General features: G+C 61.5%; 16 protein-coding genes. 1 reads left to right on the top strand and 15 read right to left on the bottom strand.

Going from position 1 to position 12,142, the window contains the following annotated elements; translation table 11 throughout:
* From tolB to ruvC, 10 genes are all read right to left on the bottom strand, one after another.
* A partial coding sequence (gene tolB, locus Q0M35_RS13370) for a Tol-Pal system protein TolB (protein ID WP_295316106.1) occupies nucleotides 1-872 on the bottom strand: 872 nt, incomplete at its 3' end.
* Between the two features lie 29 nt (nucleotides 873-901).
* Nucleotides 902-2,026: an energy transducer TonB gene (locus Q0M35_RS13365; protein WP_295316101.1), complete on the bottom strand. Its 1,125-nt coding sequence runs from the start codon at nucleotides 2,024-2,026 to the stop codon at nucleotides 902-904.
* A 9-nt stretch (nucleotides 2,027-2,035) separates the two neighbouring features.
* Complete coding sequence (tolR, locus tag Q0M35_RS13360; RefSeq protein ID WP_295316099.1) at nucleotides 2,036-2,527, bottom strand: protein TolR; 492 nt, start codon at nucleotides 2,525-2,527, stop codon at nucleotides 2,036-2,038.
* Nucleotides 2,528-2,530: 3 nt separating this feature from the next.
* Complete coding sequence (gene tolQ / locus Q0M35_RS13355) at nucleotides 2,531-3,226, bottom strand: protein TolQ (protein WP_295316097.1); 696 nt, start codon at nucleotides 3,224-3,226, stop codon at nucleotides 2,531-2,533.
* Between the two features lie 98 nt (nucleotides 3,227-3,324).
* A complete protein-coding gene (gene ybgC / locus Q0M35_RS13350) occupies nucleotides 3,325-3,720 on the bottom strand; it encodes a tol-pal system-associated acyl-CoA thioesterase (protein WP_295316095.1) in 396 nt (131 codons plus the stop codon).
* Between the two features lie 4 nt (nucleotides 3,721-3,724).
* Complete coding sequence (locus tag Q0M35_RS13345; protein WP_295316092.1) at nucleotides 3,725-4,069, bottom strand: hypothetical protein; 345 nt, start codon at nucleotides 4,067-4,069, stop codon at nucleotides 3,725-3,727.
* Complete coding sequence (locus Q0M35_RS13340; protein ID WP_295316090.1) at nucleotides 4,066-4,689, bottom strand: hypothetical protein; 624 nt, start codon at nucleotides 4,687-4,689, stop codon at nucleotides 4,066-4,068. Before Q0M35_RS13340 ends, Q0M35_RS13345 begins: the two co-directional genes overlap by 4 nt.
* A gap of 40 nt (nucleotides 4,690-4,729) precedes the next feature.
* On the bottom strand, nucleotides 4,730-5,758 hold the full coding sequence (ruvB, locus tag Q0M35_RS13335) for a Holliday junction branch migration DNA helicase RuvB (protein ID WP_295316086.1): 1,029 nt from the start codon (nucleotides 5,756-5,758) through the stop codon (nucleotides 4,730-4,732).
* A 15-nt stretch (nucleotides 5,759-5,773) separates the two neighbouring features.
* Nucleotides 5,774-6,442, bottom strand: a complete 669-nt coding sequence (gene ruvA / locus Q0M35_RS13330; protein WP_295316084.1) for a Holliday junction branch migration protein RuvA — start codon at nucleotides 6,440-6,442, stop codon at nucleotides 5,774-5,776.
* Complete coding sequence (gene ruvC / locus Q0M35_RS13325) at nucleotides 6,439-6,942, bottom strand: crossover junction endodeoxyribonuclease RuvC (protein ID WP_295316082.1); 504 nt, start codon at nucleotides 6,940-6,942, stop codon at nucleotides 6,439-6,441. The genes ruvA and ruvC overlap by 4 nt, the downstream gene beginning before the upstream one ends.
* Nucleotides 6,943-7,273: 331 nt before the next feature.
* On the opposite strand from ruvC, the gene Q0M35_RS13320 reads away from it, so the two are divergent.
* Complete coding sequence (locus tag Q0M35_RS13320; protein ID WP_295316080.1) at nucleotides 7,274-7,492, top strand: DUF1127 domain-containing protein; 219 nt, start codon at nucleotides 7,274-7,276, stop codon at nucleotides 7,490-7,492.
* Between the two features lie 158 nt (nucleotides 7,493-7,650).
* Here the strand turns inward: Q0M35_RS13320 and Q0M35_RS13315 are convergent, their stop codons facing one another.
* The 5 genes from Q0M35_RS13315 to Q0M35_RS13295 form a co-directional block, all read right to left on the bottom strand.
* Nucleotides 7,651-7,995, bottom strand: a complete 345-nt coding sequence (locus Q0M35_RS13315; protein WP_295316078.1) for a hypothetical protein — start codon at nucleotides 7,993-7,995, stop codon at nucleotides 7,651-7,653.
* A gap of 103 nt (nucleotides 7,996-8,098) precedes the next feature.
* Nucleotides 8,099-8,974 (bottom strand): 50S ribosomal protein L11 methyltransferase, encoded by an 876-nt coding sequence (locus Q0M35_RS13310; RefSeq protein ID WP_295316076.1) that lies wholly within the window; start codon nucleotides 8,972-8,974, stop codon nucleotides 8,099-8,101.
* Entirely contained in the window at nucleotides 8,974-10,365 is a 1,392-nt protein-coding gene (locus Q0M35_RS13305) for an MATE family efflux transporter (RefSeq protein WP_295316074.1), read from the bottom strand. Before Q0M35_RS13305 ends, Q0M35_RS13310 begins: the two co-directional genes overlap by 1 nt.
* Entirely contained in the window at nucleotides 10,362-11,594 is a 1,233-nt protein-coding gene (locus Q0M35_RS13300; protein ID WP_295316072.1) for an MFS transporter, read from the bottom strand. Before Q0M35_RS13300 ends, Q0M35_RS13305 begins: the two co-directional genes overlap by 4 nt.
* Nucleotides 11,595-11,975: 381 nt before the next feature.
* Nucleotides 11,976-12,142: hypothetical protein (locus tag Q0M35_RS13295; RefSeq protein ID WP_295316103.1), on the bottom strand; the 167-nt coding region annotated here is incomplete at its 5' end.

Genomic DNA, 12,142 nt, shown 5'->3' with positions numbered 1-12,142 from the left:
GGCGCGGTCTCGATCGAGGGCGCCGAGGTCAGGCGCACCGGTGCGCCGCCGCTGAGGTTGAGCGCATATATATCAGTATTACCGCCCTGGCTCAGCGAAAAGACGATACGCTGCCCGTCCGGGGCAAAGCGTGGCGCGAAACTCATTGTGCCTTCCTGGCTTTCCAGCGCCCGGCGCTGCACCGAGGCTACGTCGAGCAGATAGATGCGCGGATATCCCGTCTCATAGCTGGTATAGAGGATGCTGCGCCCGTCTGGCGAGAACCGCGGCGCAAGCACAATGGAGTCGTCGCCGGTAAGATATTGCACGTTGGCACCATCGTAATCCATGATGCCGATCCGCTTGCGCCGGGCATCCTTGGGCCCGGTTTCGGCCACATAGGCCACGCGGCTGTCGAAATAAGCGCCCTCGCCGGTGATCCGGCTGTAAACTGCATCCGCCACTTTGTGCGCCATGCGCCGCCAGCCCTCCGTCGTGCCGGAGAACTGCAGACCTGAACCCATCTCGGCCCCTGAAAAAACATCATAAAGCCGGAACTTCACAGTCAGTTGTCCGCCGTTGACCGCAGTCGCGCCGGTGATCAGCGCCTGAGCGTTGATCGCTTTCCAGTCCGCATACTGCACCGGTGCTGCAAAACTGCTTACATTGCTGATAAACGCCGAGGCCGGGATTTCGCGAAAGAGCCCGGTGCCGATGAGGTCGGCAGAGACCACCTGGCTGATCTGTGCGGCAAGGTCTCCCGCTCCGGCGGTTTCAGCTTCAAAGACCGGCAGGGCAAAGGGCAGCGGCTCAATCACCCCTTCGGTGATCTCAATACGCAGCGGGCCGTCCTGTGCGGGCACCGGCGGAGCCGCAACCAGCGTCAACGCCATCGCAAGTCCGGTAAAAAATGCCTGAAGTCTCATTTGACACGCATCCTTTCAGGATTGAACGTCATTTCAATTTCCTGCCACTGGCCGTATTTATCAGCCGGCAGATCAAAACCCGACGCCCCGCAGCGGATGATCGCCCGGCGTGCCGCCTCAAAGGCCTGACGCGCGGCAGTATCCGACCCGCCGGAACTTGAGGCCATCGTAATCGAGCCCGTCACCGGTTTCCCATCCTGCGTCATGGATACGGTGACCACAACTGTTGTCCGCAGCGCATCAGTGGAAAGTGATCCGACATTCCAGCAGTTTGATACAGCCACACGCAGGGTTTCTTTCTCACCTGCTGTCAGCGGAGGGCCACTGGGCACTGCCGGCGCAGAAGACGGCGTCTCCAGTGCTTCCGCGAGCGCGTCGTTCAGAGCATCGGAAGCAGGCGCCGGTGTTTCGGCAGGCGGGGCCGGTGTCGCATCAGGTGCAGGCTGCGCCACTGTCTGCGGTGCCGGCGCCTTTGGCCGCGCAGGCGGACGCGGGCTGGTTGACAGCGTGCTGGCCGGTTTTTCGGCCTCCGTCACGATCTCGGTTGCGGCGGCCTCGGGGGCAGTGGCCTCTGCCGGCTCCTGCTCCTGTTCGCCTGTCTCATCCTGAGCCACCGCTTCCTGCTCCACCGGGTCGGGGGTCGCTTCGGGGTCGGGCTGTGTAACAGCCTCGGGGGCCACGCGGTCCACGGCTTCGGGCACGGCGGTATCGCTGATCTGCGGCACATCGACGGCCACATCCGCCGGGGGCTGTGGCAGTTCAGGCGCCTGATCGCTCACATCGGCCTGCGGTGGTGGCGGCGTAATCTGGGTGACATCGGGAGGGGTTTCTTCGCTCGGCGTCTCAGCCGGGGCGGGAGGGGCGGTCTCGGTCTGCTCATCAGGTGCTGAAGACACCTCCGGCGCATCCGGCGTGACCTCGGGGCTGGCCGGCTGGGCCACTTCTGTGACCGATTGCGGCGACTGCGCCGCCGCCACCATTGCCGCATATTCGGCGCCCGAGATCACGGAAACCTCAGACATCTCAAAGGGCAGAGGTTCGGCCGAAAACACATCGCCAAAGGCCAGCCAGCCCAGCAGGACCAGATGCCCGGCTCCCGATATGTAATGGCCGGTATGCACCGCCGCGCCCTACTGCCCCGTACCGCCGGACGCGTCGGCGCCGTCAAGCGTCGGCCCGCCGATATCGGTCACCAGACCAATGTTGGAGAAACCGCCGGCATTCAGAGCGCCCATGACCTCCATCACCCGCAGATACGGCACGGAGCCGTCCGCGCGCAAAAACACCCGGTCAGAGGTGCGCTCTGCTGCAATCGCCCGTAGCTTGGGGATAAATTCATCGCCTGCGGTCTCAGTTGTCTGGATCTGAATACTGCCGTCCGCCAGGATCGTCACCGTCAGCGGTTCTTCCTGATCCGTGGGCAGTGCTCCGGCCGCCGTTTTCGGCAGCTCCACTGGCACACCAACGGTCAGCAAGGGTGCTGCCACCATAAAGATAATGAGCAGCACCAGCATCACATCGACAAAGGGCGTGACGTTGATCTCTGCCATCGGCTGCGCGCGCGAGGTCCGGCGGCGCCGTTTGGTGGCCCCGCCCTGCTTTTGCATGACTCCGGCTCCCATCGCTCAGCTGTCCAGCTGGCGGCTGAGGATGGTGGCGAACTCATCCGCAAAGGATTCGTACCCCCCCAGGATTTGATCGGCATCCGAACTCAGCTTATTATAGAAAATCACCGCCGGGATCGCGGCCAGAAGCCCCAGACCGGTGGCCAGCAGCGCTTCGGCAATGCCGGGCGCCACAACAGCAAGGTTGGTGTTCTGTTGCTCCGCAATCTCGATAAAGGCGTTCATGATCCCGATCACCGTACCGAAAAGCCCGATAAAGGGTGCCGATGAACCCACGGTTGCCAGCACAGTCAGCCCGTTGCGAAGATATTCTGCCTCTTTGTTGATTGCCACATCCATCGAGCGGTCGATGCGCGCGGTGGCCCCGGCAATCAGCCCGCCGTCATCGCGGTGCGAGCGCTGCCATTCGGTCATGCCGGCGGCGAATATCTTCTCCGCGCTGCCCGAGGGCGCAGGCCCGGTCTGCTCAAAGAGCGAATCCAGCGGTTCTCCCGACCAGAAGGCCTGATCGAAAACCGCAGCCTCGGCGCGGGCGCGCCGGTACTGGATCAGCTTGATGACAATGATTGACCAGGACCAGAAGGAGGCCACGATCAGCATGATCATCACGATTTTTACGATGAGGGTCGCACGGGCGAACAGCCCGAAAAATGAGAAATCAATCTCATGCGCCAGTGCCAGCGTCTCTGCTTCCATATGCCTGCTCTTTGCTCAATACCGCCGTGGGCCGGTTTGCCGGCTCCATTGTCTCAGGACCCTACCCCACTGCAAGACAGATTGCTATCACTATGCTGTCAGGTGGGTCGCGTGACCGGCAGTAAGCGGAGTTCTGCTGGCAAACGCGCTGGTTTTCCACCCGCTCCGATGCAGACAATCGTCACTTCGGCCTGAAAAAGCAGGGTGTCGCCCCGCCAGACTTTCTGCGCCATGATCATTCGCGCCGGCGTCATCTGCGAGATGGTGGTATACACCTCCAGCTGATCGTCGAAAACTGCAGGCAACAGGTAATCTGCCTCGACCCTGCGCACGGCAAAAACCACGCCCTGCGCCTTCATCGTCAGCTGGTCGATGCCCGCCTCGCGCACCCAGTCGCTGCGCGCCCGCTCGATGAAGCGCAGATAATTGGCGTAATAGACGATGCCCGCCATGTCGGTGTCTTCGTAATATACGCGGATCGGAAAACGATGCATCGGCTCAGATATCCCGGTGCCGGGCGGCGGCGCGGCAGACCAGCGCCGCCGCATTGAAATCAAGCGTCTCCGCGGCAAGCACATCGCGGTGATTGTGGCAGGGCGTGACAGTCATCTGATCCCTTCCGAAAACATCCCGCACCCCGAAGGCCGGCGCCGGTTGCACCTCGCCCCGGTGCTCGTGCAGTGCGTTTTTACCCTCAATCAGCTTACGCTCCACCAGCGTTTGCGCCTTGCGCAGGCAAAGCCGGATACTGTCGGCGTAACGGGTTGGAACACCGTCAGGATCGTGACTGTTCCGGGCCACCTGCCATTCAAGGGTAAAACTCAGAGGCCCGGGCGCGCTCACTGCAGAAGCCCCACCCGGGCGGCCAGACGCATCGCAAGGCCCGGATCGGATGCCGCAGGCGGGAGTGCCGGATCATAGGCCGCCCGGATCAGTGCGGCGATATCAGGGCGCAGAATGGTCTTGTCGCCGGACACGGCAAGCGGCGAGCGGTCGCGGAACGCCAGATCCGACCACAAAAGCACCGACTGCACCACCTGGCTGAGCGCCAGGGTCTCCGCCGGTACTGCACTGAGATGCTCGTCCATCCGCAGAAACACAAAACAGGCTTTAATGGCGCCCTGCCCGTCGAAATGAAAGACCCGGTACTGATTGGCCTCCTGCTCTTTCAGCCGGCCGACCAGCGGAACCAGATCGTTGACCAGGCGGTCGAGCCCCGGCACCTGAGGCAACTCATCCCAATCGGAGAAAAAGAACACCATCATATTGCTGCCAAGCTCGGGGTCCGTCTCCGCCATCCGGTGACCGCTGAGCACCATGACGGCTTCCAGCGCGCCCTTCACAACCGCCAGTGTCTCATCTGTCACCCCGAAAATCACCGGTGCCACAGGCCGTCCCCAGCGTGCAAAGGCAAAGCTGCCGTCGCTGCGGGTAAAAAGTGCTGCTGTTTCGTCCGCGTCCATTAAGGTCCTCGTCCGGCGCTGTTATCTGTCGCCCGCGGCATCAGCCCTGCCCGCCAAAGAGATCGGGCGCGGGCCCCGGTGGGACCATCCCCAGATGTGTCCAGGCCTTCTGCGCCAGCAGCCGCCCGCGCGGTGTCCGCTGTATGAACCCCTGCTGCAGCAAAAACGGCTCAATGACCTCTTCGAGTGCATCGCGGCTTTCACTCAGCGCCGCGCTGAGCGTTTCAATGCCCACGGGCCCGCCGGCGTAGTTCTCTGCTATCAGCGTCAGATAGCGCCGGTCCGCTCCGTCGAGACCCAGCTGATCCACTCCGAGCCGGGTCAGCGCCATATCAGCCAGCTCTCTGGTGACCCGCCCGTCGCCTTCGACCACGGCGAAATCCACGACCCGGCGCAAAAGCCGCCCGGCAATCCGCGGTGTGCCGCGCGCCCGGCGGGCGATCTCGCGCGCCCCGCCCTCATCCGCAGGTGCGCCAAGTTTGCGGGCGTTGCGTTCCACAATGATGAACAACTCATCTTCGGTGTAAAACTGCAAACGTGTGGGAATGCCGAACCGGTCGCGCAACGGTGTGGTCAGCAACCCCATGCGCGTGGTTGCTCCGACCAGCGTGAAAGGCTGCAGCTCAATGCGCACCGTGCGCGCTGCAGGCCCCTCGCCGATGACCAGATCAAGCTCGAAATCCTCCAGCGCAGGATAAAGCACCTCCTCGACCACCGGATTCAGCCGGTGGATCTCATCGATAAAGAGCACGTCGCGCGCCTCGAGATTGGTCAGGATCGCGGCAAGATCTCCTGCGCGCGCCAGTACCGGCCCGGAGGTCATGCGGAAATTCACGCCAAGCTCGCGCGCCATGATCTGCGCCAGCGTGGTTTTGCCCAGACCTGGTGGTCCGTGAAAGAGCGTGTGATCCATTGCCTCGCCGCGCTGCCGGGCAGACTGGATAAACACACGCAGATTGGCCCGCGCTTCGGCCTGGCCCACGAACTCCTCCAGCATCTGCGGGCGCAGCGCACGATCACTGTCTTCTGGCAGCGCATCAGGGCGCACAGTGGGATCAATATCGCTCATCTGAACTCAACCATTTCAGCTCTGCGGTGCCAGAAGCTTCAGCGCCGCACGAATGAGCGCCGGTGTATCCGCCTCAGGGGCCTCTCCTGCGGCCCGGGCCACGGCACCTGCCGCATCGCCGGGAGTGTATCCCAGATTGGCCAGCGCAGACAGCGCCTCGGCCTGGGCCGATGACTGCGCAGGCGCCATGCGGGGCGCCGGTGCTGCCACACCCGCAGGCTCGATAACGTCCACATGTGAGGCATCTGCCGCGGCTGCCGGCGTTCCGCCCATCGCCATCACGCCGGGTGCTTTGTCTTTGAGATCGAGCACCACACGCTGCGCGATCTTGGGACCCACGCCTTTTGCCGCTTTGACTGCGTTCCAGTCGCCGAGTGCAATCGCCCGGCTCACGCCGTCAGGCCCCAGCGTGCCCAGAATGGCGAGTGACGCCTTTGCCCCCACGCCCTGCACCGACGTGAGCAACCTGTGCCATTCTTTTTCAACCAGCGTCGGGAACCCGAAAAGCTGCAGCACGTCCTCCCGCACCAGCAGATCGGTATAAAGAGCGGCAGCTTCACCCGCACCGGGCAACCCCGCAAGCGTCCGCTCCGAGCAATACACCAGATATCCGATACCGCGCACATCAATGAGCACATGGTCTGTGGCACGATATTCGATACGCCCGGAGATCTTCCCGATCATGCGCGCACCTTCAGGATGCGGCCCGGTATATCGCCCCCGCCATAATGCGCATGACAGATTGCGATGGCCAGCGCGTCGGCCGCATCCGGCCCCGCGATCTGCGCGCCCGGCAGCTGCATCTGCACCATGTGCAACACCTGCTTTTTGTCGGCATGGCCCACGCCAACCACGGTCTTTTTGATCCGGTTGGGTGCGTATTCCCCGACACTGAGCCCGGCCTGAGCCGGCACCAGCATCGCAATGCCCCGCGCCTGCCCCAGTTTCAGCGTTCCCGCGCCGTCCTTGTTCACAAAGGTCTGCTCAACGGCTGCCGCTTCGGGAAGCCACTGGCGAAAGATCGCTGTGAGCTGGCTGTGCAGGGATAAAAGGCGGTCCGCCAGCGCCTCACCTTCTGACCGGCAAATCCCGTTGGCCACATGGCGAAAGCGGCTGCCGGCGACATCGATCACGCCCCATCCGAGATTTCTCAGCCCCGGATCTATCCCGATCACCCGCACCATCTGCACCGCCCTGCCGAATTATCTCGTTTTTTATGCATTAGCACGAAAGGCGAACATCCGCCAAGCTGTTCGTTTTCTGCATCGCGCAGGGTACTCCGGGCGCCCGCATTGCTGGTTTCGGTTCAAAACCGTCATCAGGCGCAGTGTTTCCGACATCAGGACGTATTCCGATTTTATCATTCTTTACTTACGGTTAAGTATAATCAGACCTATGCAAAAACTGCATATCCAACATGCGTTTTCGCATCTTGCTCAAATTTCAGGCAAGACCTATCTGCCCTTCATCACACACCGGCATGACCGGTCAACACTTCAGATAAAGGACGGCACTATGGCTACTTTTGATACCACCCGCACCCGTTACGGCTCCGCCACTCTGGCCAGCCGTTTCTTCAACCTTTTCTCCAGCGCCTTTGCCGGCGTGGTTGCATGGAATGACGCACGCGTCACCCGCAACGCTCTGTCAGGTCTGACCGACCGCGAGCTGGACGATATCGGTCTGAGCCGCTCAGACATCGAAAGCGTTGCAGACAACACACTGATCCGCTGATTTTTGTGACTTCGGGGGCGATACGCCTCTGTAAAACGAAAAAGCCGCCCCTCCGGACCGGAGCGGGCGGCTTTTCTACCATGGGTGTCTGCAGACACCCGTCACACAACCAGCCGCCGGAACACCCGGCAACCTTACTAAACTCGCAAACTGAAGGATCAGCCGGTTAACACTGTCAGGAACTGTGCCAGTGTCGACGTAATCGCACCGGGCTGCAGGAACCAGGCGCCGACCTGTTCAAAGGATGTTCCGGCAGCCAGCACATCGATGCGGGCCTGGTATCCGGCCTGACCGATCATGGCAATTGCGGTGGCTTTGAGGACAAAGAACGCGACCATGCTCACAGCCAGCATCTGAAGTCGTGTATAAACGTGTGATGGCTTTGGCGTCAGCGTGATCAGCCCGTCATGGGTAATCTCTGCCGTGTACCCGGCGGCAAGCGCTTTGTGCCTGCGGGCGACACTGTTTATCCGTTTTTCGAACTGAGCGTATGTATCGGACATCCCACTCTCCTGGTAATCAGGCCCCCACCCGATTAAGACTAAAATTGTCAATATTCAGGCAGAAAACAAGCAGGAATGGCCAAATGAGGCCGAATTGGGGCATTCAGCGGGCAATTGTGGCAAGTGTTAACGTTGTCCAGTCAACAATCTGCTCGCGGTGCACCAGATTGATCCCGGCTGCTGAATAGACCGAGATCACCTCATCGGCCTGTTCGTTTAAAATTCCGGATAAAATTGCGAATCCCCCGGGCTGCAGATGACGTGCCATGTCGGGCGCCAGTGCGATGAGCGGACCTTTAAGGATATTCGCAAAGATCAGATCAAACGGACTGGCGTCATTCAGAGCCGGCGCGTCAAAGCCTGCGGCCTCCACGCAAAGGACGCGGTCTTCGAGGCCATTGGCGCGGGCATTGGTGCGCGCCACATCCACAGCCACCTCGTCGATATCGCTGGCAAGGACCGTCCCGGGCCAGATCCTCGCCGCAGCCATGGCCAGCACGGCCGTCCCGCAGCCGATATCCACCACGTTCTGTCCGACAAACCCCTCGCCTGCCAGCCGGTCAAGCGCCCGCAGACAGCCCAGTGTGGTGCCGTGATGCCCTGTTCCGAACGCCATGGCGGCCTCAATCAGCAGCGGCTCGGCTTCGGGCGGCACTTTATCGGCATCATGGCTGCCATAGACGAAAAAACGACCCGCCGAGACCGGCGCCAGTTCGCGACGCACATGCGCGACCCAGTCGGTTTCGGGCACTTCAGAAACCACAAATGGCTGCGCGCCGAATGCTGCGGCCAGAAGCGCCAGTGCTGTGTCATCAGGCGGTTCGGTAAAATAGCCACCGACCTCCCAGAGCCCGGAGCCATCCTCCATCTCGAACACGCCGACGCCGGTGGGTTCAGGTGACAGGTTCTCCATCGCCTCACCGAGATTTTCAGCAGGCGTCTTTCCGGGCAGCGTCGTCAGAGCGGTAAAGGTGGTCATCAGCGTCTCCGGTAGCGGTCCGGGTTCGGGTAGGGCCGTGGCGGCGTGGCGTCAAGCGCAACCGGCGTGTCAGGCCGCAGAGACAGTACAAAACGCCAGCCCCAGATCGCGGACACCGTGCCCACAATCACCCCGGCCGCCGCCTGGCCGTAAATCACCCCCGGTGCACCGAAAAAGCCCGCCAGAAAAGCCGCGGCGGGCAATGACAGCAGGCCTTCCTTGATCCAGTTTACGAGGGTCGAGCGCAGCGGTCGCCCGAGCGCATTGAACGCCGCATTCGACACAAAGAGCGCGCCGAGAAAAACAAATGCGCCCACACCAAACCGGGTAAAGGCGCGCACGATATCCGCGCCCTGACCGTTCAGCGCAAACCCCTCGATCACATAGGGCGTGGCAATGAGCAGCAGCGCCCAGGTCGCAAGGGTATAGAGCAGGCAGAAGATGATCGCATCGCGGTAGGTGCTGCGCAGCCGGTCCAGATGACCCGCGCCATAGTTCTGTCCGAAGATCCCTCCGATCGCGCCGGCCAGTGCAAAGATCCCGCCAAAGGCCACGACCGTCATCCGCCCGACAACCGCCCAGGCGGCAACGGCATCATCGCCGAAGGGCGCCATCACGATAGTGAGCAGATAGTTACCCGCAGGTGTCGCCATTTGCGTGGCAATCGCCGGCAGGGCAATCGCCATATACACCGGCATCACCCGGCGCACCCCGCTCAGATCCGGCAGTGCAATAAGATTGTTCCGTCCTGCGGCAAGCCACAGACCCATACCGAGCAACGCAAGCCGAAAGAGCACCAGACCAATGGCTGCGCCATCCAGCCCCCAGCCCAGCCAGACGATCAGCACCGGATCGGTGAGCATCAGCAAAAAGCCCGAGATCAGCGTGATGTACATGGCCTGGGCACCAAGACCTTCCGCGCGCAGCGCCCCCGAACAGATCAGCCCCACGGCCATCAGCACAAGCGAGGGAATGGTGATCGCCAGATAGCGCGCAGCCAGAGCCGCGGTCTCGCCTGTGGCACCTGCCATTGCCACCAGGTCGTGCCGGAAGAGAACAATCAGAAGCGCGACACCCGCCTGTATTGTCGTGGCAATAATTACGGCTGCCCCGGCCTGTTCCCGGGCCAGATCGCGCCGGCCTGCCCCGATGCTGCGCGAGATCATCGCCGTTGAGGCGATCATCAGCCCGACGCCTGAGGACACCGAGAAAAACTGAATGGCAAAGGCAAATCCGATGGCCGCCACCAGCTGCGCATCGCCAAGCTGCGCGATCCAGAAGAGGTTCGCCGCATCCACCAGAAACACAAAAGTAATGCCGAAAGCACCCGTGGCCGTCATGCGCACGACATGCCCCATTGTGGAGCCGGTCAGAAACCGCCCTTCGCTCATTCTGCGGGCGCTGGTGCCAGACGGGCAAAAACCGTCTCATTTCCCTTCTGAGGATGGCGCGGGATCAGCGTGGCAAGCGTCAGAGAGACCGCGGCCATCCCGGCAGCCAGGAAGAAAACAGCCCCCGGCGAGACCAGCCACAAGAGACCAAGCAGCACCGGCAGAAAGACGGCTGCAATATGGTTGATCGTGAAAGCCACTGCAGCGGTGGGCGCGATGTCGCCGGGATCGCCGATCTTCTGGAAATAGGTTTTCAGCGCCAGGGCCAGACCAAAAAACATGTGGTCGATCACATACAAGGCTGCCGCGACCTGAAACCCCCAGTCAAAGAAATAGACGCCACCATAGGCCAGAAAGACGCAGACGAGACCCGCATATTCAAAGACCAGAGCATTACGTTCGCCGAAGCGTGCAACGATTTTTCCCAGAAACGGAGCCACGGCCATATTGATCACCAGGTTGATCAGATAAAGCCCCGCAACCTCATGCACCTGAAAGCCGAACTTTTCGACCATCATAAAGCCTGCAAAGACCATGAATATCTGACGGCGCGCACCCGACATGAACTGCAGCGCATAATAGAGCCAGTAGCGGCGGCGCAAAATCATCCGCTTGATCTGCGGGTGCGGCGCTTCAAACTGCGGATAGGCCACCATGGCGAAAACGGCAATTGCCGCCGTGACGCCGCCCCCCGCCATAAAGACAATGTTATAGGTCAGCCCCAACGGCTCCCAGAGGATCATGATAATGAAATAGACGATGAATGTCGCGGCCGACCCCGTGGCCAGCAGCCAGCCCAGGATCTGCGGTGCGCGGTCTTTGGGCAGCCACTGCAGTTGCAGCGACTGGTTGACCGTTTCGAAATAGTGAAAACCCACCGAGCTGATGAAAGTCAGCATCAGGATGCCCGTAAGCTGCGGAAACTGCGCGGTAACGGCTGTGGCAAGCCCCAGAAGCACAAGCGACGCGAGCCCCAGCACCTGCTCGCGCACAAAGATAATGACCGCGATGACGCCAACGGCCAGAAAGCCCGGGATCTCGCGGATCGTATGCAACAGACCAATATCCGCGCCGTCAAAGCCCGCGACTTCCTCAACGAAGTTATTGAGCAGCGCAAACCAGGTATAAAATGCGACCGGCATGGCAAAAGCCATAAGAAAAAGCAGCGAAACGGGTCTGCGCCAGAGCGGCAGCGTTCGTGCCTCGGCAAGGGGGACATATATGGCCATGACACCTGATTATGCCTTTTACAGGCCTTTGGCGAGGTACGATTACGCAGCTCACCCCGGCGTGACTTAGGGGCGAGGTTCCCCTGTGATGGTTGCCATGGCTGCGACCGGCCGGGCATGCCGGTCTTTCGGGGTCGGATGGGTGAGGGTGCCATCGCTCAGCGACTTCAGGATCAGCGCCGGAAGGATCCCGGCGCGGCGGGACTGCATCGGGCAAGCACCGGCCTCGGCGCATAAAGTTCTGCGGCAGACGGGAACGGGTCATATTGCTGATCCGGCCTCAGGGCCGCCGCATCCCGAAACGGACGATCCTTCGAAGACATCCGGCACCGTTGCACCGGAAAAACGACAACTATCCGATATGTCATGAGCAGAGTTTCGTCAGTAGAAACTCTGCGGATCGATGTCCACGGCGATGCGCAGATCGCCCTTCAGCCTGACCTGCCCCACCCATTTCGCCAGAGCGGCCTGCAATGGCGCGGATTTCTCAGCCTTGACCAGCAACCGTACCCGGTGACGACCGCGCACCCGGGAGATGGGCGCAGGCG

The sequence above is a fragment of the Roseobacter sp. genome (assembly GCF_024639605.1).
GTDB lineage: Bacteria > Pseudomonadota > Alphaproteobacteria > Rhodobacterales > Rhodobacteraceae > Roseobacter.
This window is presented reverse-complemented; position numbering and strand designations above follow the sequence as displayed.